The 23,922-nt window shown below is 27.9% G+C and carries 25 protein-coding genes and 3 pseudogenes; 26 read left to right on the top strand and 2 right to left on the bottom strand.

Translation table 11 applies throughout. The features are described from left to right. The first annotated feature begins 2 nt into the window (after nucleotides 1-2). From coaBC to ABGF45_RS04255, 11 genes are read left to right on the top strand one after another with little or no spacing between them, the layout of a single operon-like run. Nucleotides 3-1,175 (top strand): bifunctional phosphopantothenoylcysteine decarboxylase/phosphopantothenate--cysteine ligase CoaBC, encoded by a 1,173-nt coding sequence (gene coaBC, locus ABGF45_RS04305; RefSeq protein WP_134744559.1) that lies wholly within the window; start codon nucleotides 3-5, stop codon nucleotides 1,173-1,175. Next, nucleotides 1,175-3,523 carry a primosomal protein N' gene (gene priA / locus ABGF45_RS04300; protein WP_134711640.1) on the top strand — a complete coding sequence of 783 codons (2,349 nt, stop codon included), beginning with the start codon at nucleotides 1,175-1,177 and terminating at the stop codon, nucleotides 3,521-3,523. The genes coaBC and priA overlap by 1 nt, the downstream gene beginning before the upstream one ends. Then, a complete protein-coding gene (gene def, locus ABGF45_RS04295; RefSeq protein WP_134711641.1) occupies nucleotides 3,523-4,029 on the top strand; it encodes a peptide deformylase in 507 nt (168 codons plus the stop codon). Before priA ends, def begins: the two co-directional genes overlap by 1 nt. A gap of 15 nt (nucleotides 4,030-4,044) precedes the next feature. Continuing rightward, nucleotides 4,045-4,977 (top strand): methionyl-tRNA formyltransferase, encoded by a 933-nt coding sequence (gene fmt, locus ABGF45_RS04290; protein ID WP_134710592.1) that lies wholly within the window; start codon nucleotides 4,045-4,047, stop codon nucleotides 4,975-4,977. 9 nt (nucleotides 4,978-4,986) lie between these two features. Beyond that, nucleotides 4,987-5,694 carry a zinc metallopeptidase gene (locus ABGF45_RS04285; protein ID WP_134710594.1) on the top strand — a complete coding sequence of 236 codons (708 nt, stop codon included), beginning with the start codon at nucleotides 4,987-4,989 and terminating at the stop codon, nucleotides 5,692-5,694. A gap of 14 nt (nucleotides 5,695-5,708) precedes the next feature. Then, entirely contained in the window at nucleotides 5,709-7,037 is a 1,329-nt protein-coding gene (gene rsmB, locus ABGF45_RS04280) for a 16S rRNA (cytosine(967)-C(5))-methyltransferase RsmB (protein ID WP_245151222.1), read from the top strand. A 54-nt stretch (nucleotides 7,038-7,091) separates the two neighbouring features. Next, nucleotides 7,092-7,805, top strand: a complete 714-nt coding sequence (locus ABGF45_RS04275; RefSeq protein WP_134744363.1) for a Stp1/IreP family PP2C-type Ser/Thr phosphatase — start codon at nucleotides 7,092-7,094, stop codon at nucleotides 7,803-7,805. Between the two features lie 26 nt (nucleotides 7,806-7,831). Continuing rightward, on the top strand, nucleotides 7,832-9,778 hold the full coding sequence (gene pknB, locus ABGF45_RS04270) for a Stk1 family PASTA domain-containing Ser/Thr kinase (RefSeq protein WP_134710598.1): 1,947 nt from the start codon (nucleotides 7,832-7,834) through the stop codon (nucleotides 9,776-9,778). Further along, nucleotides 9,768-10,646 (top strand): ribosome small subunit-dependent GTPase A, encoded by an 879-nt coding sequence (gene rsgA, locus ABGF45_RS04265; protein ID WP_134710600.1) that lies wholly within the window; start codon nucleotides 9,768-9,770, stop codon nucleotides 10,644-10,646. The genes pknB and rsgA overlap by 11 nt, the downstream gene beginning before the upstream one ends. After that, nucleotides 10,646-11,299: a ribulose-phosphate 3-epimerase gene (rpe, locus tag ABGF45_RS04260; RefSeq protein WP_134710602.1), complete on the top strand. Its 654-nt coding sequence runs from the start codon at nucleotides 10,646-10,648 to the stop codon at nucleotides 11,297-11,299. The genes rsgA and rpe overlap by 1 nt, the downstream gene beginning before the upstream one ends. After that, nucleotides 11,299-11,940: a thiamine diphosphokinase gene (locus tag ABGF45_RS04255; protein WP_134710603.1), complete on the top strand. Its 642-nt coding sequence runs from the start codon at nucleotides 11,299-11,301 to the stop codon at nucleotides 11,938-11,940. Before rpe ends, ABGF45_RS04255 begins: the two co-directional genes overlap by 1 nt. Here ABGF45_RS04255 and ABGF45_RS04250 read toward each other — a convergent pair. Further along, a complete protein-coding gene (locus ABGF45_RS04250) occupies nucleotides 11,937-12,209 on the bottom strand; it encodes a GIY-YIG nuclease family protein (RefSeq protein ID WP_134710604.1) in 273 nt (90 codons plus the stop codon). The genes ABGF45_RS04255 and ABGF45_RS04250 overlap by 4 nt on opposite strands. Beyond that, nucleotides 12,202-12,810, bottom strand: a complete 609-nt coding sequence (locus tag ABGF45_RS04245; RefSeq protein WP_134710605.1) for a regulatory protein RecX — start codon at nucleotides 12,808-12,810, stop codon at nucleotides 12,202-12,204. Before ABGF45_RS04245 ends, ABGF45_RS04250 begins: the two co-directional genes overlap by 8 nt. 137 nt (nucleotides 12,811-12,947) lie before the next feature. On the opposite strand from ABGF45_RS04245, the gene ABGF45_RS04240 reads away from it, so the two are divergent. From ABGF45_RS04240 to ABGF45_RS04170, 15 genes and pseudogenes are all read left to right on the top strand, one after another. After that, complete coding sequence (locus ABGF45_RS04240) at nucleotides 12,948-13,169, top strand: YdbC family protein (RefSeq protein WP_134710606.1); 222 nt, start codon at nucleotides 12,948-12,950, stop codon at nucleotides 13,167-13,169. A 58-nt stretch (nucleotides 13,170-13,227) separates the two neighbouring features. Next, complete coding sequence (locus tag ABGF45_RS04235; protein ID WP_408112634.1) at nucleotides 13,228-13,923, top strand: metallophosphoesterase; 696 nt, start codon at nucleotides 13,228-13,230, stop codon at nucleotides 13,921-13,923. A 9-nt stretch (nucleotides 13,924-13,932) separates the two neighbouring features. Then, nucleotides 13,933-14,415: a transcription elongation factor GreA gene (greA, locus tag ABGF45_RS04230; RefSeq protein WP_134710607.1), complete on the top strand. Its 483-nt coding sequence runs from the start codon at nucleotides 13,933-13,935 to the stop codon at nucleotides 14,413-14,415. A gap of 6 nt (nucleotides 14,416-14,421) precedes the next feature. Then, nucleotides 14,422-16,317, top strand: a complete 1,896-nt coding sequence (gene lysS / locus ABGF45_RS04225) for a lysine--tRNA ligase (RefSeq protein ID WP_134744362.1) — start codon at nucleotides 14,422-14,424, stop codon at nucleotides 16,315-16,317. 474 nt (nucleotides 16,318-16,791) lie between these two features. Continuing rightward, nucleotides 16,792-17,037: a hypothetical protein gene (locus tag ABGF45_RS04220; protein ID WP_134744361.1), complete on the top strand. Its 246-nt coding sequence runs from the start codon at nucleotides 16,792-16,794 to the stop codon at nucleotides 17,035-17,037. Nucleotides 17,038-17,141: 104 nt separating this feature from the next. Then, entirely contained in the window at nucleotides 17,142-17,948 is an 807-nt protein-coding gene (locus tag ABGF45_RS04215) for a KilA-N domain-containing protein (protein ID WP_245151224.1), read from the top strand. 13 nt (nucleotides 17,949-17,961) lie between these two features. Continuing rightward, the gene (locus tag ABGF45_RS04210) at nucleotides 17,962-18,243 is read left to right on the top strand and encodes a CD1845 family protein (protein WP_134744360.1); all 282 of its coding nucleotides are present in this window, start codon (nucleotides 17,962-17,964) and stop codon (nucleotides 18,241-18,243) included. A gap of 87 nt (nucleotides 18,244-18,330) precedes the next feature. Continuing rightward, nucleotides 18,331-19,095, top strand: a complete 765-nt coding sequence (locus tag ABGF45_RS04205) for a replication initiator protein A (RefSeq protein WP_134744359.1) — start codon at nucleotides 18,331-18,333, stop codon at nucleotides 19,093-19,095. Nucleotides 19,096-19,160: 65 nt separating this feature from the next. Beyond that, nucleotides 19,161-19,943: pseudogene (locus tag ABGF45_RS04200) on the top strand (ATP-binding protein). Continuing rightward, on the top strand, nucleotides 19,940-20,425 hold the full coding sequence (locus ABGF45_RS04195; RefSeq protein WP_134744358.1) for a PcfB family protein: 486 nt from the start codon (nucleotides 19,940-19,942) through the stop codon (nucleotides 20,423-20,425). The pseudogene ABGF45_RS04200 and the gene ABGF45_RS04195 overlap by 4 nt, the downstream one beginning before the upstream one ends. Further along, nucleotides 20,422-20,979 (top strand): annotated as a pseudogene (locus tag ABGF45_RS04190) (type IV secretory system conjugative DNA transfer family protein); the annotation flags it as partial. The gene ABGF45_RS04195 and the pseudogene ABGF45_RS04190, both read left to right, overlap by 4 nt. Before the next feature lie 54 nt (nucleotides 20,980-21,033). Continuing rightward, a pseudogene (locus ABGF45_RS04185) lies at nucleotides 21,034-22,693 on the top strand (recombinase family protein). Between the two features lie 77 nt (nucleotides 22,694-22,770). Further along, on the top strand, nucleotides 22,771-22,869 hold the full coding sequence (locus tag ABGF45_RS04180) for a helix-turn-helix domain-containing protein (protein ID WP_245151221.1): 99 nt from the start codon (nucleotides 22,771-22,773) through the stop codon (nucleotides 22,867-22,869). A gap of 274 nt (nucleotides 22,870-23,143) precedes the next feature. Continuing rightward, complete coding sequence (locus ABGF45_RS04175) at nucleotides 23,144-23,389, top strand: hypothetical protein (protein WP_209021610.1); 246 nt, start codon at nucleotides 23,144-23,146, stop codon at nucleotides 23,387-23,389. After that, nucleotides 23,386-23,853, top strand: coding sequence for a DUF6973 domain-containing protein (locus ABGF45_RS04170; RefSeq protein WP_209021609.1), 468 nt, complete (start codon nucleotides 23,386-23,388; stop codon nucleotides 23,851-23,853). The genes ABGF45_RS04175 and ABGF45_RS04170 overlap by 4 nt, the downstream gene beginning before the upstream one ends. Nucleotides 23,854-23,922 lie beyond the last annotated feature (69 nt).

Raw genomic sequence — 23,922 nt, 5'->3', positions numbered from 1 at the left:
ATATGCTTAAGGGCAAGAAAATTCTTATAGGGGTAAGTAGTGGTATTGCCATTTACAAAGTATTAAGTTTAATTAGTTCAATTAGAAAAAAAGGTGCAGAAGTTGAAGTTATAATGACTGAATCAGCAACAAAGTTTATAAATCCAATAACATTTGAAACTATATCAAATAATAAAGTGTATACAGATATGTTTATTCATCCTGATAAAGTTTTACATGTTGATATAACAAATGATGTTGATTTATTTTTAGTTGCACCTGCTACAGCAAATACAGTCGCTAAAGTTTATGCCGGTATTGCGGATAATTTGTTGACAACAGCTATTTTAGCATCTAAAGCACCGGTGGCGTTTGCTATAAGTACAAATACAAATATGTTGTTAAATCCGATTACTCAAAGAAATATTGATGGATTAATGGATTTAGGATATGATTTTATAGATTCAAATGAAGGGAAATTAGCATGCAATACTATTGGAAAGGGAAGAATGGCTGAACCCGAAGAAATTTTAGATTTTATAGAATATAAATTAACTAAAAAGGATTTGTTAGGAAAAAAAATAATAATTGCTTCCGGACCGACAATTTCAAAAATGGATCCGGTAAGATTTATTACAAATTATTCAAGTGGGAAAACAGGATATCAATTAGCTAAAAATGCTAGAAATAGAGGAGCTAAAGTTGTTTATATAACAGGTAGAGTAAGTACACCAAAATTAGATTTTGTAAAGAGTATAAAAGTTGAAACGAATTTAGAACTTAAAAATGCTATTGATAGTGAGTTTAATGATTCAAATGCTTTGATCATGGCAGCAGCACCTGTTGATTATGAATTTGAAATTACAAGTGATCAAAAGATTAAGAAATCTACAGATATAGTAAATTATACTTTAAAAAAATCTGTTGATATTTTAAGTTATTTTGGAAATAAAAAAGAAAATCAGAAAATTATAGGCTTTGCCGCTGAAACAGAAAATGTTGTAGAAAACGCTAAAAATAAATTAATAAAGAAAAATGCTGATTATATTATTGCTAATGATGTATCAAAAAATGATACAGGTTTTGATGTTGACACTAATATTGTTACAATAATAGAAAAAGAATCAAAAAAAGAGTATCCTTTATTAGCTAAAAGTGAAATTGCTAATTTAATTTTAGATTTGTTGGTGAAATAATGTTATATAATTTAATATTAAAATCAAAAACATCATTTTTAGATAGGATGTTTACTTATTCATCAAATGAGGAAATTCTTGCGGGAACAAGAGTAATTGTACCATTTGGTAAAGGAGATACTAAAACTATCGGGATTGTTATTGAAAAAAATATTGAAGATAGTTTTGCATTTGAAGCAAAAGAAATAATTGAAATTTTAGATAATAAACCAATTGTAAGTGATGAATTATTAAAAGTTGCTTTTTATATGGTGAAAAATAATATTTCTGATTATTCATCTGCGATTAATGCAATATTGCCCCCGGGTAGCATTGATAAAGTAGAAGAATTTTATATAAATAATAAAATTAATAGTGATGATGAATTATTAACATTTTTAGAGAGTGAAAAAACTTTTAAGCAGATTTTAAATAAATTTAATGGAAAATATACTAAGTCATTTTTAAATAGCATGGTGTCAAAAAATCAAATTGAATCTTTTTTTGATTTAAAAAGTAAGGCAAGTATCAAATATGAAGAAATTGTTACCTTAAACAGCACTATTGAATTTAATGTAAAAGGTAAAAAACAAATCGAAATTATTAATTTTTTAATTGAAAATGGAGATACCGAAAAAAAAGAGTTATTGAATAAGACAAATTCTACACTTGCAACCATTAAAACTTTAATTTCTAAAAAAATTATAAAAGTTGAAAAGAATAAATCATATAGAAAAGTATTAAATAATGTTAATAAATATAAAAAACATCAATTAAATACTGAACAACAGGATGTGTATAATACTGTTATTTCGAGTGAAAAAAATTATTTTCTATTAAATGGTGTTACAGGTTCAGGTAAAACTGAGGTTTATTTACAATTAGTTGAAAAATATATTAAGGAGTCAAAAGAAGCTATTATTTTAGTACCTGAAATTTCATTAACTCCACAAACTATTGATAGATTTCAAGGTAGATTCGGTGAAAATATAGCGGTTTTACATTCTAAACTTAATATAAGTGAAAGAGCAGATCAATGGAAACTTATTAAAAATAAAAATGTAAAAATTGTAGTTGGAGCAAGGTCTGCCATTTTTGCTCCATTCGAAAATTTGGGTATTATAATAATTGATGAAGAACATGAGTCTTCATACAAATCAGAAAAAAATCCAAAATACTCTGCAATTGAAATAGCTAAATTAAGATCAAAATTAAATAATGCAAAATTAATTTTAGGTACTGCCACACCTTCAATTAAAACTATGTATGATGTAAAAAAAGAAAAAATTGAAATTTTAACTTTGAAAAATCGTGCAACTGGCGGAAATATGCCGGATATAAAAGTAGTTGATATGAGAGAAGAATTAAAATCAAATAACTTTACGATGATTTCATATCTATTACAAGAAAATATAAAAAATGCTCTTCAAAATAAAGAACAAGTTATCCTGTTTTTAAATAAAAGAGGACATACATCATTTGTGTTTTGTAGAACTTGTGGTTATGTGTATAAATGTGAAGCGTGTGACGTGGCTATGACATACCACAAAAGCAAAGATAGATTAATTTGTCATTATTGTGGAAGAACCGCAAAAAAGGATAAAATATGTAAAAATTGTGGCAGTAAATGGATAAAGGAATATGGTGGTGGGACTGAAATGCTGGAAGAACAAACAAAAGAAATTTTTCCAACTGCCAAAGTATACAGGATGGATGCTGATACTACAAGTACGAAAGATGATTATCAAAAAGTATACGAAATGATGAAAAATAAAGAAATTGATATACTTATTGGTACTCAAATGCTTGCAAAAGGATTAGATTTTCCAAATGTGTCAGTTGTTGGTATTGTTTCAGCAGATATAAGCTTAAATGTCCCAGATTTTAGATCCGGAGAGAAAACATTTAATCTTATTACTCAGGTTTCGGGAAGAGCAGGAAGAGGTAATGTTGAAGGCAAAGTTATAATTCAAACATACAATCCTGAAAATTATGCAATTAATAGTGCTTCAAATAACGATTATGATACTTTTTATAATAATGAAATTAACGAAAGATTAAAATTTAATTATCCACCTATTATTAATATTTTAAGGATTGGTTTTTCATGTAAAGATAGAAGCTATGCAATTGGATTTGGACAAAATACAATGCTTAAAATTAATAAATTTATTCGTGAAAATAATATAAATTTAATAGAAATGACGGGACCTAATCCTGCAATAATTGAAAAAATTAACAATAGATATAGATTTTATATAATACTAAAATCATCAAATAAAGATGAATTATTAAATATTGCAAAAATGATAAGAAATCAAAAGATAGATAGTAAAATATACCTAAATTATAATTTAGAGGAGGAATAATGGGAATTAGAACGGTTAGAGTTGTAGATGATCCAATTTTAGAAAAAAAAGCAAGAGAAATAAAAGTGATTGATGATAAAATACTTAATTTATTGGATGACATGGTTGAAACTATGCATCAAGAAGATGGTATAGGCTTGGCAGCACCACAAGTAGGAATGTTAAGAAGATGTTTTGTCATGGATATAGGGGATGGTAACATTTATAAAGTTATAAATCCGGAAATTTTAGAAGCGCATGGGAGTTCAATTGATATTGAAGGGTGTTTATCTATTCCAAATTTCAGAGGAACAATTGAAAGACCGGAAAAAATTAAAGCTAAATATTTAAATGAAAAAGGTGAAGAAGTTATTTTAGAAGCAGATGGATTATTGGCAAGATGTTTCCAACATGAAAGGGATCATTTAGATGGAATTATTATCAGCAAACATTTCATTGATAGAGTAACAGATGATAATTTCGAAGAAATTAGAGAAAAAATTGATTCAAAAAGATATAAAAAATAACTAAGGAGAAATTTATTGAAAAAAATAATTTTTATGGGTACGCCGGAGTTTTCAGTTAATCCACTTATTTCATTATATAATTCTAGCGAAATAAGTATAGAATTGGTAATTACTGGGGAAGATAAAAAAAGGTCAAGAAATAAGGTAGAATCGACTCCGGTTAAAAAGAAGGCAGAGCAGCTTGGATTAAGAGTTTATACTCCAAACAATGTAAATTCACAAGAATCTCTTTCAATAATTGATGAGATTAATCCTGATTTTATAGTTGTTATTGCATATGGACAATTAATAAAAAAACATTTGCTTGAAAGGTACAAAGATAGAATTATAAATATTCATTCTTCGTTATTACCTAAATATAGAGGTGCAGCACCAATGCAGTGGGCTATATTGAATAGAGAAAAACAAACCGGAGTATGTTCTATGTTAATTGAGAAAACTATGGATACGGGGGACATATTAGACTTTATTACCGTTGATTTGGATGAAAATACAGATATTACAAAATTACATGATAATTTATCATTAAAATCTGGGGATTTAATTGTCGATACAATTATAAATTATGATGATAAATTTTCACATAGAATACAACAAGATAATCAACTTGCAAGTTATTCTCAAAAAATTACAAAAGAGATGGGACATATTTCTTTTTTAGAAGATGCTGAAGATATAAAAGCTAAAATTATGGCTTTTTCTGTATGGCCATCTGCTTATGTAATATATAAAAATGAAAAAATAAAAATACACAAAATACACATAATTGATAAATATACTGATAGTGAAGAAGGAAAAATTATTGATGTTTCCAACTCTGGTATATTTGTAAATTGCAAAAATAAATGTATAGTGATTGATGAAATACAATTTCCGGGGAAAAAGAGAATGGATATTAAGTCATTTCTTTTAGGAAACTCTATTGAAAAAGGAGAAATCCTTAAATAGGGAGGTATTATGATTTTAGTAGGATATGGATATGGTAGAGGGTTAGGTATTAATCCAATCATAACTATTTTATTATTTGTTATGATTGGGGTATCAATATGGGCTTCATTTAAGGTAAGTTCTAATTTTGAAAAATTCTCAAAAGTTGCTTCTAAGTCTGGAATGACAGGTCGAGAAGTTGCAAGGATGATATTAAATAGAAACGGATTATCAGATGTTGATATTCAACAAATTTCCGGTTCTTTAACAGATCATTATGATCCTAGAGATAAAGTTATTAGACTTTCAGAATCTGTTTATGATAGTACTTCAATAGCAGCAATTTCAGTTGCAGCTCATGAAGTAGGTCATGCAATTCAGGATAAAGATGGATATTTAATGTTAAACTTTAGGTCTTTACTTGCACCGGTTGTTGGATTTACTTCAAGATTTGTGTTCGTGTTGATTTTTATGGGCTTTTTATTAGAATTTACAAATCTGATTAACTTAGGAATAGCATTATATTCATTATCAGTATTATTTCATATTGTTACATTGCCTGTTGAATTAAATGCAAGTAAAAGAGCATTAGATAATTTAACATACAATGGTATAATAACAGTTGAAGAAAAAAGTAGTTCTAAAAAAGTTTTAGGTGCTGCAGCAATGACTTATGTAGCATCAATGTTAGTATCAATACTACAATTACTAAGATTTATTTCAATGAGAAGAGATTAATTAGGTGGCAAATTATGTATTTATATATAGTTTGCCATTTTTTATTAGATAGGAGAATTATTATTAAAGCAAGAGAAATGGCTATAATTACAATAAGAGATATTTTAGATAAAAATTTATTTTCTAATGAAATTATTGCCTTAAATATAAAAAAATTAAATAAAATTGATCATAATTTTTATAGACAATTAGTTTATGGAGTTATTGAAAATTTATATTATTTAGATTATATTATCGGGAAAATATCAAGTGTTAAATTAAAAAAAATTGATAAAAATATTTTAAATATTTTAAGGCTAGGTATTTATGAGTTGAGATTTTTAAATAATGAAAACTATGCATCAATAAATGAAGCAGTAAAGTTATCAAAAAAATTTAATTATAAATCAAAGAATTTTGTAAATGCTATTCTTAGAAATTTTGATAGAGATATTGAAAATTTAAGTATTGTTAATATTAAAGATATAGATGAAAGATATTCTATACAATATTCGATAAATATTGAGTTAATTAGATACATAAAAAAGTATTATGATAATTATTTAGAAATAATTGAAAGTTTTAATAAAGTACCAAGTTTTTCTCTTAGAGTTAATACAATGTTGACAAGTAAAGAAGATTTAAGAGAAATATTAAAGTTAAAAGGATATATAGTTGACGAGTCTAAAATTTCAAAAGATTCTTTAATTGTAGAAAATCCTTCTAATATGACGGATTTAGAAGAATTTAAGAATGGTTTATTTACAATTCAAGACCAAGCAAGTATTTTAGTTTCAGAGATATTAAATCCAAGTGAAAATTCAAATGTATTGGACTTATGTGCGGCTCCAGGTTCAAAATCAACACATTTACTTCAAATAATGAATGATAAGGGGTTGATTTATTCAAATGATATATCGAAAAATAAATTAAATAAAATAAAAGAAAATTTTGATAGGTTGAAATTTAAAAATTATAAAATAATTAATTTTGATGCAACACAAGTAATAGAAAATTTTGAAGAAAAGTTTGATTATATTTTAGTTGATGCTCCTTGTTCAGGAATTGGTGTAATAAAGCGTAAACCAGAGATAAAGTTAAAAAAAACTATGGATGAAATAAATTCATTATCATTAATTCAAAGTAGTATTTTAAGTAATGCGTATAAGTATCTCAAAAAAGGTGGATTTATTGTATATAGTACATGTACAATAGGAAATGTAGAGAATTTAGATATTATTGATAAATTCTTAAATGAAAATAATGACATGAAAATCGTTGAAATTAATGGAAAAAATTATATACAACTTTTACCTGATACTGATAATGATGGCTTTTTTATTTGTAAAATAGCGAAAAGATGAGCTTTATGTTATAATGTAATATAGTATAGTATAATATTTGTTAAGTAGGTTATTATGGAATTTTATTCTACAACAGATGTAGGGAAAAAAAGAAAAAATAATGAGGATGCCTTTATTAATTACAATAGTGATGATTTTGATTTATTTATTGTTGCAGATGGCATGGGTGGATATTCAGCTGGAGAAATTGCATCTAATATGGCTGTAAACATTATTAAAGACTACATTGTTAAAAATTTTGATAAAGAAAATATATTTGATTTGATTGCAGAATCTGTAAGAGATGCTAATGATGCTATTTTGCAAAAATCATTAAAAAATGAAGAATGTAGAGGTATGGGAACAACTATTGTTATAGCAATAATAGTTGATGATTGTCTTTACTTTTCTAATGTTGGAGATAGCAGAATTTATCTTTACTCTGAAGACAATTTTAGACAGATTAGTAAAGACCATTCTTATGTCCAGGAGTTACTTGATATAGGAGCTATTACAGAAGAAGATGCTAAATTTTATCCTAAAAATTTAGTAACTAGTGCAGTTGGTATTGAAAATACATATAAGATTAATATAAATAAAATTCCTTTAAGTCCAAATGACAATATATTGTTATGTACGGATGGATTAACTGATTTAATCGATGATATTGATATTGAAGATGTACTACAAAACAAATATGAAGCAAAAGAATCCTGTGAAATTTTACAATATATGGCAAATTCTACAGGAGGATATGATAATATAACAATTACGATAATTAAGTATTAAATTTCAAATATTCCTTGGAGGATAAGATGAAAGGTAAAGTATTAAACGGTAGATACGAGATTAAAGATATTATTGGAATGGGGGGCATGGCTATAGTATATGATGGATATGATACTATTCTTCATAGAGAAGTTGCAATAAAAATCTTAAAGGATAATCTTGTAGAAAATCAGGAATTTTTTAATAGATTAAAAGAAGAAGCATCGGCTTCTGCTTCAATTTCAGATGATAATATAGTTTCTATATATGATATTTCAACAACAATTATTAACGAAAAAAATGTTGATTACATTGTTATGGAAAAAATTAAAGGTAACACTTTAAAAGAAATTATTCAAGAAAAAGCTCCTCTTAGTAATGAAATGCTTTTAGACTATTCAATGCAAATTGCTAAAGCATTACAATCTGCACATATTCATGGTTTAGTTCATAGAGACATTAAACCGGCAAATATCTTAGTAAATCAAAATAATAAGATAAAAGTTACTGATTTTGGGATAGCAAGAGTTGCATCGGATGTTACGATAACTTATACATCATCAATTTTAGGTACGGTGCATTATATTTCGCCGGAACAAGCAAAAGGACAACCGATAGATTCAAGATCTGATTTATACTCTTTAGGCGTTTTAATGTATGAAATGGCAACGGGAAAAGTTCCATTTGATGGGGAAAGTCCTGTGGGTATTGCCGTAAAACATATACAAGAAACACCTCAGCCAATATCTGAATTAGCACCGGATATAGATAAAAATATTGAAAAAGTTATATTAAAATTGTTAAATAAAAATCCGGAAGATAGATATAAGACAGCAAGCAATATTTTAATAGATTTGAATAAAATAAAATCCGGAAGAGATGTTGAGATAGAAGATATAAACGATATTGATAAAACTGTTAAAATTGCTGAAAAAGAAGATGTTTTGAGAGAATCAGTTGTATACAAAACAAAATCATCTGAAACAAATGAGTCGGAAAATATTGATGTGAAAAAGAATAAGGTAAATTGGAAACTGGTAGGAGTTATATCATTTTTATTACTTGCCATATCAGGCATGATTTATCTAATAGCAAGTAATTTATCAAGTAAAAATCAAGATAGTTTAATGGTTACAGTGCCAAGTGTTATAGATGTAAATGAAAAAGATGCGATTAATCTTTTAACTGAAAAAGGTTTGGAAGTATCCATTAAAGAAAGAGTATTTGATAAGTCAATTATTAAAGGTAATGTCATATCTCAATCGATAAATTCTCAAACTTCTGTAAAAAAAGGCAGAGTAATAGAGCTTACCATCAGTAAAGGTAGAGAATTGTTAAGAGTGCCAAATATTGTAGGTTTTAGTCTTGATGATGTTAAAGATATTATAAAGAAAAATGGATTCAAAATAGGCACTACAAGTAATGAAGATTCAGATGCACCGAAAGGACAAATCATTAAACAGCTTCCTAAAGAAGGTGAAGAGGTAGAAAGCGGAACTGAAATAAATATTATTTTGAGTAATGGACAAAAAAAAGAAAAAACTGATAATAAAATTACAGTACCAAGTGTTTTAAGTTATGAACAAGAAGAAGCCATTAGTTTATTAAAAAAATCTAATTTAGATGTTAAAATTGAAAGTGAATCTAGTAATGTAGCAAGAAATCTTGTAATAAAGCAAAAGCCTGAACCTTCAAGTAAAGTTGAACAAGGCACTACTGTGACAATTGTTATAAGTACAGGTCCACAACAAAATCAGCAAAACAATGTAAACTTAAGAGAGTATGTATTTAATGTAAATGTTCCTAATACACCTAATAAAACATTTAATTTAACAATTATAAATAAAACTAATGGAAAAGTTGTTTTCAATAACACATTGAATAAAAATAATGCAAAAGAGGGTAAGTTGCAAATAAAATTTAATGCCGAATCAGATGCAAAATTTGATGTATATTTTGATGGAGAAAAAGCTGACGTAAATTATGGAAACTAAAGGAATAATTATTAAATCTCAAAAAGAGTTATATTATGTAAAATATAAAAATAAGACATATATGTGTAAAGCTAGAGGAATTTTTAGAGATAAAAACCTAAAACCTCTTGTTGGGGATAGAGTTGATATTCAAATATTAGATGAAAATACCGGATATATAGAAAAAATATATGATAGAAAAAATTCATTAATACGTCCTCCAATTGCAAATATTGATCAAATACTTTTAGTTCATAGTTTGACTGATCCTGAAATTAATTATGTTACATTCGATAAATATTTAGTAATGTTAGAGCATTTTAAGATACCGGTTAAAATAATTATAAATAAAGTTGACTTAGCAAAAGATGAGGATATAAAAAAATTTGAAGACATTTATAGTAAAACTAAATATGAGTATGTATTTACAAGTGCTAAAAACAATCAAGGTATTGGAAAATTAAATAAAATGATGAAAGATAAGATTTCATCATTTGCCGGACCATCAGGGGTAGGGAAATCTACAATATTAAATTTATTACATGAAAATTTTGATGTACAAACAGGTAAAATTAGTAATAAAACATCCAGAGGTAAACATACTACCAGGCATACAGAATTGTTTGAAATTGATGAAAATACATTTATTTTTGATACACCTGGATTTAGTGCATTAAACCTTGATTTTATTGAAAATTTTAGAGATGTAAAAAAATATTATCCCGAATTTGAGATATTTAAGGTGGGATGTAAATTTAACGATTGTGATCATATTAATGAACCAAATTGTTCAATAAAAAAAGAAATGGAACTTAAAAAAATAAGCAAAAATAGATATGAAAGTTATCTATACATTTATAATGAAAGAAAAAATGAAAGGAAATTTTAATGAAGGAATTATCACCATCATTGTTAGCTGCTGACTTTTATGATTTAAGGTCACAAATTGAAGAATTAAATGAAACAGATGTAAAATATCTGCATTTAGATGTAATGGATGGAAGTTATGTTCCAAATATATCATTTGGTCCTGATGTAATTAATAATTTAAGAAAACATACAAATTTAATTTTTGATACACATTTAATGATACAAAATCCGGAAAAATATATTGATAAATTTGTAGAAGTCGGAGCTGATATTATTTCATTCCATCCGGAAACAACCTTGCATCCAAATAGAGTTGTTTCTCAAATTAAATCAAAAGGTGTAAAAGCCGGAATTGTATTAAATACGCATACAGATGAAAATGTTTTAAAATATTTAATTCAAGATATTGATTTGGTTTTAATTATGTCAGTTGTTCCTGGATTTGGAGGTCAAAAATTTATACCACAAATTTTAGAAAAAATTAAAAGGGTTCGTAAAATTATTGATGAATCAGGAAGAGATATTATTTTAGAAGTGGATGGTGGAATTAAATTAGAAAATGCTAAAGAAATATCAGATGCAGGTTGTGATTTGTTAGTTGCCGGTTCCGCAATATTTAACAAGGATGGTATATCTAAAAATGTAGATGATTTTTATAGGGTAATAAAATAATGAAATCTAAGGCAGTAATTTTTGCAGGTGGGACAATTTCTGGATTAGAATATATTAGTTTGCTTAATGATGTAAAATTTGAAAATATTAGTATAATATGTGTTGATAAGGGTGTTAATTATGCTCTAGAAAATAATATTAATATTGATATTGCAATTGGGGATTTTGATTCAGTAAGTAAAAAATCTATTGATTATCTAAAAAATAGTGACATTAAAATACTTAATTTCAATAAAGATAAAGATATGACAGATATGGAATTAGCACTGGATTTTTGTTTTAAAAATAATTGTAAGGAAGTTTATTTGTTTGGTGCCACTGGTACAAGATATGATCATAGTATTTCAAATATTAATTTATTAAAAACATATTCATTAAAAGGGCTGAAGATATCTATAATTGATGAAAATAATTATATTTTTTATATAAATGAATCTACAGTTATAAAAAAATTAGATAGAAAAATTTCGATACTTCCAACTAATGAAAAATGTGTATTTAACTTGTATGGTACAAAATGGGAATTAGTAAATCACAATTTGAAATTTGGTAGCTCTTTAACTATATCAAATGAATTTTATAATGATGTTAATATCGAAATTTTAAATGGAGATATGTTTGTAATATTAAGTAAAGATTAAATATTGAAAAGTTCTTCAAGGGAAATTAATCCCTTTATTAACTTTTCTTTTTTAATTCTAGGTAATTGTTTGATTTTATATTCAAATTTTGTGGCTTCAATTTTATCGATACATTTTTTTATAAAGACATATTTTACAGGTACTCTTATTCTAGTGTATTTTGATGCTTTTTTGTTGTTATGTTTTTTAATTCTATTTTCAAGATTATTAGTATATCCTGTATAATATGAATCATCAGAACATTTTAAAATATATACATAGTTACTCATCTTTTAATATCCTATTAATTATGCTAAAATCAAACCCTTTTGAAGAAAGAAATCTAAAATATTTCTGCTTAATTTTATAATCACTTAGATCTTCATTTTTGTATTTTTTATTAAATACATTTAATGCATTTTTATATTCTATCTCATTATCGTATTCATTCAGGTATTTTTTTGAAATTTTACTGTCTATGCCTTTTTCTTTTAGCTTAAATTCAATCATTTTTTTACTTAAATATCTGTAAGTAATATTTTGTTTAATATATTCTTCAGCATATCTTTCATCATTTATTAAATCTAATTTTTTATAATATTGAATTACTTTGTTAATTGATGCAGAATTCTTTGTGCTTTGAGTTAGTTTTCTATGTATTTCAAATTCTGTTCTCATTTTATAATTTATAAAATTTTCTGCTATGTATTTGCAGCATTGGTAATTATCTTCTTCATCCAATAAATTATATTCCTTTTCATTAATGTCATGATTTGGAGCAAGGTTTAGTTTTTCATATAATTCATAAGAAATATTAAATTTGGTATTATCGTCTAAAGTGACTATAAATAAGTTCTTTTTTTCGTTAAAATTTATATTTTTTATATACATATTCACCTCTTAATAATAAGGATATATTTTAAATAAGAAAAAGTCAAAATGATTGTTATAATATTTAACCTTAAGGCTGGATAAATACTTGACTTTTTTGCATAAAAGTGTTATCCTAATGCAAGTATGGGGGAATTATGGCAGAAATAAAATTTGAAATAGTTGAAAATCTTGGTGTATTATCTACTAATGCAAAAGGATGGAGAAAAGAATTGAATCTTGTTTCTTGGAATGAAAGAGAACCAAAATATGATTTACGTGATTGGAATGAAGATCACACAAGAATGACAAAAGGGATTACTTTTACAGAAGAAGAAGCAAAAATTTTAAAAGAAATTTTAGAAGACGAATTTAAGTAAAATTACTAAAGGGCCTATGAATAGGTCTTTATTTATAAATAAAATATCAGAGGTTGTTATGATTTATGCTATAGCTGATTTACATTTAGATGTAACTAAGAAAAAGGATATGTCAGTTTTCGGCGGTAATTGGGGTGGTTATGAAGAAAAAATTTTTAACCAATGGAATGACATAATAACTAATGACGATTTAGTTTTGATACCTGGAGATATATCTTGGGCCATGAGGCTGGAAGATGCTGTGAAGGATTTAGATAGAATCGAAAAGCTTAATGGAACCAAGATACTGATGAAAGGTAATCATGATTATTGGTGGAGTTCGCTAAAAAAAATTAATAACTTAAATTATAAAACAATGAGTTTTTTACAAAATAACTCATTTATTTTTAACAAAAAAATTATTGTAGGTACAAGAGGTTGGGATAGTAGAAACTCAGCATCATTTGATGAAAACGATGAAAAAATATTTTCCAGAGAACTTGCAAGATTAGAGTTATCAATTAATGATGCGTTAGAAAGATTTAAGGAATATGATGAAATTATTGCGATGTTGCATTATCCACCATTTGATAAAAAATTGAATCCGAATGAATTCACTGAAATATTTAAAAAATATAATATAAAAAAAGTGATTTATGGACATATACATGGAAATTTAGCAAAAAAAATGCCTCATGGATTAATTGATGGTATAGAGTATTTTTGTGTATCTGGTGATTTGATAGATTTTAAACCAATAAAAATAACAAATTAGGGAGAATATATGACAGTAAGTGAAAAAGTATTATTAACTCAAGAGGGTTATAATAAATTAAAAGATGAATTAGAATATTTGGTAACTGTAAAAAGAGCTGAATGTTCAGATAAAATTAGAATTGCTAGAGGATTTGGTGACCTTTCAGAAAATGCTGAATATGATGAAGCAAAAGATGAACAAGCCAAAGTTGAGTCAAGAATTGTTGAAATAGAATTACAATTAAAAAATGTTGAAATTATTGATGAAAATATTAAGAAAAACAATAAGACTGTTTGTATTGGGGATACTGTAAAAGTTGTAGATTTAAACAACAAAAGAGAAATGGAATTAATGATTGTAGGTACAATAGAAGCAAATATTGCCGAAAGAAAAATTTCAAATGAATCTCCATTAGGAAAGGCATTATTAAATTCTAAAGAAGGAGAAACTGTAGAAGTTAAAACTAAGGTAAGTAAATTACAATACAAAGTTGAAAAAATTATTAGGTAGGTAATTATGGCAGAACAAAATATCAATGAAATGCTTTTGATTAAAAGAGAAAAATTAAAAATCTTAAAGGAAAATGGTAAAAATCCACATATAATTGAAAAGGCTCAAGTTGATTCTAAAGCTAAAAATATTGTTGATCAATTTGAAAATTATGAGGGGAAAATTGTTACAGTAGCAGGAAGAATTTTAGCTAAAAGAATATTTGGTAAAATAAATTTCTTCGTATTACAAGATGACAGTGGTAGAATTCAAATTTTCAACAGACACAATGTTTTAGGTGATGAATTATATAATGAAACTAAAGAATTAGATATGGGAGATATTGCTTTATTTAAGGGTGAGGTAATAAAAACTCAAACAGGAGAAGTTTCAGTATTAACACAAGAATTACAATTATTAACTAAATCATTGCAAATTTTACCAGAAAAATTCCATGGATTAAAAGATATGGATTTAAGATATAGACAAAGATATTTGGACTTAATCGTAAATCCGGAAGTTAAAGATGTATTTAGAAAGAGAACAAAAATTCTATCAGGGATAAGAGAGTTTTTAGATAATAGAGACTACTTAGAAGTAGAAACTCCAATTTTAAATACAATTGCTGGTGGGGCAAATGCTAGACCATTTATAACACACCACAATACTTTAGACATTGATATGTATTTGAGAATTGCAAATGAATTATACCTAAAACGTTTAATCGTTGGTGGTTTTGATAAAGTATATGAAATGGGAAGAATGTTCAGAAATGAAGGTATGGATGCAACACACAATCCCGAATATACTGCTATCGAGTTATATGAAGCATATGCTGACTATAATGACATGATGGAAATATTAGAAAATATGGTTTGTTCTGTAAATGAAAAAGTAAATGGCGGAAAGACAGTAGATTACCAAGGTACAACAATTGATTTCACAACTCCTTGGAGAAGAATCACAATGGTTGATTCTATTAAAGAAGAAACAGGAATTGACTTTAATGAAATTAAAGATTTTGAAACAGCTAAAAAATTAGCGGATGAACATAAAATTGAAGTTAAACCAAGCGATAGATTAGGAAATATTATTGTTGCTTTCTTTGAAGAATATGTTGAATCAAAATTAATTCAACCAACATTCATTACACAATATCCGGTTGAAGTTTCACCATTGACAAAGAGAAATCCTGAAAATCCGGATATGACTCAAAGATTTGAAGCGTTTATCTACGGTAAAGAAATTGCAAATGCATATAGTGAGTTAAATGACGCTGAAGATCAAAGAGGAAGATTTGAAGATCAATTAAGATTAAGAGAAGCTGGAGATGATGAAGCAAACTTATTAGATGAAGATTTCTTAAACGCTATCGAAGTTGGTATGCCTCCAACAGGCGGCTTGGGAATTGGGATTGATAGACTTGTAATGTTCTTAACAAACCAAACAACAATTCGTGACGTATTGTTATTCCCTACGATGAAGCCAATTGGTGGAGAAAAGATTTCTAAATCACAAAGCAATCAAGAAATATCTGCTCCAAAATTAGATTTATCAAAAGTTAAGGTAGAGCCTTTATTTGAAGAGTTTGTAGACTTTGAAACATTCCAAAAATCTGATTTCAGAGTAGTTAAGGTATTAAATTGTGAAGAAGTTCCAAAATCTAAGAAGTTATTGAAGTTTACATTAAATGATGGCTCCGGAGTTGATAGAACGATTTTATCAGGGATTAAAGAATACTATTCAGCAGAAGAATTAATTGGTAAGACATTAGTTGCAATCACAAACTTACCAGAAAGAAAGATGATGGGAATCCCATCACAAGGTATGTTGATATCTGCTGTATATGAATATGAAGAAAAAGAAGGTTTGAACTTGTTGATGTTAGATAGTAACATTCCAGCAGGGGCGAAATTGTATTAAAAAGAACTCATTTTGAAAGCTGGGGTAAAATTAGATATTTTCCTCAGCTTTTTTATAAAATGATATATTTGATAATATTATTTTAACTTTGTCGTAATTATTTATATTTATAAAATAATTATTTGAGAATAACATACTAATAAAGGAGGTCTAGGTTTGAACAATGAGATTAAATTATTTGAAGGTAAAGAAATTCGTTAAATTTGAGTTAACGAAAACGAATAATGGTATTTTTCAGTTATTGATATTGTAGGAGTATTATCAGAAGGTAAAAATCCTAGGGATTATTGGTATTGAGTAAAGAAAATAATGACAGAAGAAGATAAAAGTGAGTTGTCTACATTTTGTCGACAACTTAAATTAGAGTCATCCTATGGAAAAAAATACAATACTAAGCGAGCCTGTGAAAAAAAGTCTGTAAATACAAGATAAACTTCTTTTGGTAGAGTATAATTATCAAAGGAGGTTTTCTTTATGTCAAAGAAAAAAGAAGTATATCATGTAAAGCCCTTAACGGAAGGAAAAAGAAATATCATAAGCTCACTAATTGAGGAATATGATATAAAAACAGCAGAAGATATTCAAGAAGCATTAAAAGATCTTTTAGGTGGGTTTCGTCTCATAATAATGACAGAGGCAAATAGTTCAGTAAAATCAAGGGTTTTAGGACTTCTACTAAAATTTAAAACTGAAAAAATTAATAGTTGGTGTGCTGTTTAGAGCGGTTATTTAAAAAATAAATGTTGTAAACAGTGCATCAGCATATAGGAGGAATTCATATGTCTAAAATAAAAAAAGACAAAATTGAAGCACAAGGATTTTAAATTCAAATCTATACGGAAGTCTTTAAAAATGATTATATAAGTCTTACGGATATAGCAAAGTACAGGAATAGTGATGATCCACGATTTGTTATTCAAAACTGGATGAGAAATAGAAATACATTAGAGTTTATAGGATTATGGGAAGCTCTCAATAATGAAAATTTTAACCGTGTGCAATTCGACACGTTTAGAAATGAATCAGGATTGAATAGATTCACTATGACTCCGCAAAAATGGATAGAATCTACTAATGCAATTGGAATTATATCTAAGTCAGGAAGATATGGTGGAACATATGCACACTATGATATTGCGATGGAATTTGCATCATGGTTATCACCTGAATTTAAGTTATACATTATTCAGGATTATAAGAGACTTAAATTAGATGAGAACTCAAAATTATCACTAAGCTGGAACTTAAATCGAGAAATCTCAAAGATTAACTACAAAATCCATACTGATGCCATTAAAGAATATCTATTAAATGAACTTACTACGGAGCAGTTATCATATAAATATGCAAGTGAAGCAGATATGTTAAATGCCACTTTATTTAATAAAAGAGCAAAACAGTGGCGTGAAGAAAATCCAAAGATTAAAGGGAATATGAGAGACTATGCAAGTCTAAACGAGTTATTAGTTCTTGCAAATATGGAAAACTATAATGCCGTTCTTATTAGTAAAGGAATGGAGCAAAAGGAAAGAATGATAGAGCTTAGAAATCTTGCTAGAACTCAGCTTTTATCTTTAGAAAAACTAAATTCAATCGGTCTTAAAAGTTTGGAGAATAAAATAAATAAGTAATAAGAGGTTATTTATGAGATGGGTATTGAAAATAATATTATTTCCTATAAGTATTTTGCTATCAGTATTAACTGCTTGTCTGACATTTTTGCTTAGCATAGGTACAACTATTTTACATTTATTAATGGTATTTTGTATTATAGGGGCAATAGCAAGTTTTATAAACAAAGAAACAGCAACAGGTATTGAAGCATTAGTAATTGCCTTTATATTTAGTCCATATGGCTTACCTTTAGTCGGAGCAAGTATAATAGCATTTTTAGAATTTTTAAATATCAAAATTAAACAAATATAGAAATTTATATTAAATGATTACCAGGGCGATAGAGTAAAAACTATCGTCTTTTTCTTTACCCAAAATTGAAAGAAAGGAGGTGTGTTGATGGAGTTTGATTATTTTTATAACAGAGATGGGGATAGGTTTAGCTATTATATGCTACCTAAAGTACTTGTAACAGATGAGATGTTTAAACAGTTATCCTCAGAAGCTAAAATACTATATTCATGCCTATTAGAGAGAACTAGCTTATCATATCGGAATAAATGGATTGATGATGAACGCAGAGTATATATTATTTTTACGGTTGAAGAAATAATGAGAATCTTAAACAAGTCAAATAAAACAGCAGTAAAAATATTAAATGAATTGGATAGCAGTACTGGTGGGATAGGATTTATTGAACGAAAAAGACAGGGACTTGGAAAACCTAACATCATTTATGTTAAAGACTTCATGAGCATATTTCGTTCTGAGTGTAAAAATTACACTTCAGAAGTGAAGAATTTACACTCCAGAAATGAAGAAAATACACTTCAAGAAGTGAAAAAAGTACAAGGAAGTAATCCTTATAATAATAATCTTGAGTATAGTAATCCTGATTATAGTTTTAGCGAAAATGGATTAGGTACATTTCAAAATGTATTTTTAACAGAAGATGAAGTAATTGACTTAAAAGAAATACTTCTTAATAACTTTGAAAATTACATCGAAAGACTATCGACATATATTCAAAGTACAGGTAAATCGTATAAGGATCATAAGGCAACAATACTTTCTTGGTTTTACAAAGACCAAGGAAATAGTAGACAAAAGAATAAAGTTACAACATATAGTTTAGAAGATTATGAAACAGGAGAATATTTATGATAAAGCAACAAAATAAAGCATTAATTGATGGAATCGAGTATAACTAAAATCCAGATGCAGAGTATATAAAAGATGGTCATGCATACTGTAAAGTATGTAACCAAAGAAAAGATGGGGATGTTGTAGATTTTGGAGGTAGAAAATATATCTTTAAAAGTCATTGTGCTTGTGATAAAGAGCGACTGAAACAAGAAAAAGAGCAAGAAAAAAGAAGGATGATAGAAAGTCTTAAAAGGAGTTGCTTTAATTCTATTAGTCAATGGTCATATACATTTGATAATTATCGAGGTGATAAAGAACAATCATATATTGTTGCTAAAAATTTTGTTAAAGAATATGAAGCCATGAAAAAGGATAATGTTTGATTATTGTTCTTTGGTACAGTTGGAAGTGGTAAAACTTATCTTGCTTGTAGTATTGCAAATGCACTTATTGAGGAATATCAAGTCAGAGTAAAAATAAGAAACTTTTCTCAAATAATTAACGACCTTCAAAAAAGTGGTTTCGATTTTGATAAAAACGAATATCTAGAATCAATAGTAAATGTACCTGTTCTAATATTAGATGACTTAGGAATAGAAAGAGACACAAGCTATGCAAAAGAACATGTATACAACATCGTTAATAACAGGTATTTAAAACAAAAGCCAACGATTTTTACAACAAATCTTCCCTATGAAAAAATAAAAAATTCAGATCGAGGAGTTGAATACGAAAGGATTTACTCAAGAATTATTGAGATGTGTATACCCATCAAACTAACTGGAGAAGATTTTAGAAAGAGATTACAAAAACAAAAGCTACAAGAAAATAAAGAGAGACTACTTGGTGGAGGTGAAAGAACTTGATTAATGATGAAATATCTAATAGAACTTTAAATCTTGAAGCAAGGATAGGTAAGGCAACAGCAAAAGAAGTTTTGAAAATTCTACAAAAAATCATGAAAGAATCTGAAAAATTTGGTGGGCTTGACAAGCTTATTAAATCCAAGGGAAATAAAGTAAAGCTAAAAGATCTTGTTAAAAAAGGTCAGCTTGAAGAAATAAATGTTAAAGATGGAGAGTTAAGAAAGCTAAAAAGAGAGTTAAATAAACATGGTGTAAAATTTTCAATTATGAAAGACAAGGACACAAAAATTCACTCAGTATTTTTTCAAGCAAAAGACACAAAGGTAATGAATAAGGCATTTCAAAATGTTCTTCAAAGTATTGAGAAAAAAGAACATAGAAAAGAGTCTATACGAAAAAGTATTAAGAAATTTAAGGAGATGGCTAAAAACTCTGTTTCAAAGGAAAAAATTAAGAATAAGCAAAAGGAGCAGAGCCTATGATAGATAAAATATTAAAAGATATCAAAGGCTTGTTTAGGATGCAGGATAAGAAAAAATTTCTAAAGCAGAATATTCCTTATCTTGCATTTTTTTATGTAGGTAATATCTTTTCACACCATGTAAGAGCTTATACAGGTGGTGATATCATTGATAAAATATTTCAAGGTATATTGGAGCTTAACACGATGAGTTTTATCCCAAGCATTCATCCTACGGATATTTTAATGGGTTTGGTAATAGCAGGCTTAATTAAACTCATCGTATATACAAAAGGGAAAAATGCTAAAAAGTTCAGACAGGGAAAAGAATATGGATCAGCAAGATGGGGAACAAGAAAAGATATTGAGCCATATATGGATGAAAAATTTCAGAATAATATATTACTTACCCAAACAGAACGATTAACTATGAATGGCAGACCAGCTAATCCAAAGTATGCAAGAAACAAGAATGTATTTGTCATTGGTGGTTCAGGAAGTGGTAAGACTAGATTTTATGTAAAGCCCAATCTTAAGCAAATGCACTCATCATATTGTGTAATTGATCCTAAAGGATTAACCTATTAGGGACAGAGAAAATAATAAAAACTTGGAAAGTAGGTAATTCTCGTGTCAAATATGAAAAGAACAGGACAAACAGCCCTTTATGAGCGTTTAAGTCGTGATGATGAAATGCAAGGAGAAAGTAATTCCATCACCAATCAAAAGCAGCTACTTGAAAGCTATGCAAAAAGAAACGGCTTTGTAAATATCTATCACTATACCGATGAAGGAGTAAGCGGAAGAACCTTTGATAGAGAGGGATTTCAAAAGATGATAAAAGCAGTAGAAGAAAACAAAGTATCTACTGTGATAGTAAAAGATATGAGCAGGTTCGGCAGAGATTACCTCAAAGTAGGCTTTTACACTGAAATACTGTTCAAAGAAAAGGGAGTAAGGTTTATCGCAATCAATAACGGTATAGACAGTGAAAAACAAGCAGAAAGCGACTTTACCCCATTTCTAAATATTATGAACGAATGGTATGCAAGAGATACATCGAGAAAAATACAATCTATCTTCAGAGCAAGAATGGAAGAAGGTAAAAGAGTATCCCCAAGCGTTCCATACGGCTATTACAGAAACCCTAAGAACAAACAGGAGCTACTTGTCGATAAAGAGAGTGCAAAGGTCGTAAAACGCATTTACAGGCTTGTAATAGAGGGATATGGAGTAACACAGATAGCAGATATATATTAACCAAAGATAAAGTCCTTATCCCATCAGCCTATGCAGAAATACATTACCCTGAAAATAACCACAGCTCCAAGAAAAGAGGAATAGAAGACCCATATTTTTGGACACCTACCACAGTAGGTTATATCTTAGAAAAGCAAGAATATATGGGACACACTGTACTTGGTAAAACAATATGCCTTGATTACAAAACTAAGAAACGCAGAAAGGCAAAAAAGATGAACTCATTATCTTCAAAAATACCCACGAAGCCATCATTGACGAAGAAACATGGAACAACGCTCAACGATTAAGAAAAACAGTAAGAAGAAGTTCAAAGTATGGTACAACCTCACACCCATTTACAGGGATTTTAATCTGTTCCGATTGTGGAGAAAAGTTAAGCTATCGAGAGCCGGCAGAACATAAAGAAAAGAAATACGATTGTGATTATTGTTTTGTATGTCAACATTACAGACACAGAAAAGGTACTTGCAGTATGCACTACATCAAAGTAAAAACAGTGAATGAAATTCTATTAAAATAGATTAAAAAAATCACAGACTTTGCAAAAGAAGAAAAGCAAGAATTTCTAAAAGTGATGAACAAGTTATCCGATGAAAAAAGGGAAGAAAAGTATCAAGGGTATAAAGAAAAGTTAGAAAAACTGTCATCAAGAAATGGAGAACTAACAACACTAATTACAAAGCTGTATGAAGACCATGCACTTGGAAAAATTCCTGTAAAACACTTTGATAGATTATTTAATACCTATGATACAGAGCAACAAGATTTAGAAAAGCAAATACAGTATTTTGAACAAGAAATAGAAAGCTACCATCAGAGGAAAGTTGACACCGATAAATTCCTAAAAATGATAGAAAAATATACCGATATTGAAGAACTGACCGTACCAATGATAAATGAATATATAGAAAAAGTTGTAGTCCATGAAGCAACAGGGGGAAGAAAAGGCAAAGACCGAAAGCAACAAGTCGATGTATACTTTAATTTTATAGGAAATATTCAATTAAATAAAAATGAAAAGAGTTAGAGGCTGCTGATTTAAGCTATTGATTTTCATAAGATGATATCGTAAACTATAATTAACCAAAGAAAGAAGGCTAAATAATGAAAAATAGAATTGAAGAATATAGAAAACCATTAGGTCTATCACAACATAGACTAGGTAAAAAAATTGGAATATCAAGAACAATATTAATAAAATAGAAACAGAAAAAACTATCCCCAGTCTAAAAAAGGCAAATGATATTGCAAATGCTTTAGGAGTTTGTATGTATCAGATTTTCGATTTAGATGGAGAAGAAACATATAAATGTCATAAGTGAGACTGTTGTTAAGACTTATATGATTATATTTAGTAAAAGAGAGGTGAAATTTATGAACTATAATAATCCTCAGAGGTACAAAAATGGAGATTTATTACTTTTCGATGAAGAGTTTAACAATTTATTAAAATAAAATCGAAAGGGAGGAAATCTAAATGTTAAAGAAAAAACTAGTTGCTACAGGTTTAGCAACGATGATGATTATTGCGTCTATGATAGCGATGCCAGTAAATGTTTTTGCAGCTGATATTATTAATGATCAGCAAGTTGAAGAAAATATATCTTTTGAAATTAGAGATACTAACGATTTAGCTGTGCTTTCAGAAGAATTAGATAAGTTTATTGCACAAAACCCCACAGCACAGAGTTTGAACAAGAACAACATCTTATTTCTTTTATGAAAAATGGTGGACTTAATCGTGTTTCTTTAAGGAGAATAGGTGATTATTTACCTGGTTATAATAGTTTAAATTCTGCTGAGAGAAAATTAGCTCTTGCACATCCAATTCAATCGGTAAAGGTATATAATGCTGGGAATAGTGCTACATCGCAAACTATTGAAGTTTATGGGAAAAACGGTTGGCAAGATAATTCTGATGCTTTTAGACATTGTTTGTGGAATGCATTAATGAAACAATCAATAGGAGAGTCAGCAGCAGAACAATGGGCTACAGCTCACGAATATGATTTTAGTGGAATTGATAAAACTATGGATTTGCATAACAATAGTGTTGGAAGAAGTATAGACGTTTCAGGAAAATCATTATCGAGTATTGTTAGTTCAGTTAAGTCAAAAGTAAGAAATGGATATTGTAGACGAATTGTAAATGGTTCATTAGTTGCAACAAACGGTGAAGGTATGTAATTTGTATTTAATCGAGACAGCGATTTTTCATGCGCTGTCTCTAATTTATATAACAGAGGGGAATGAATT

Origin of the sequence: Helcococcus sp. KG196, from assembly GCF_046035495.1 — a bacterium.
In the GTDB taxonomy this organism is placed as follows: Bacteria; Bacillota; Clostridia; order Tissierellales; family Peptoniphilaceae; genus Helcococcus; species Helcococcus ovis.
The sequence above is the reverse complement of the archived record's forward strand: the minus strand, read 5'-3'. Positions and strand labels throughout refer to the sequence as shown.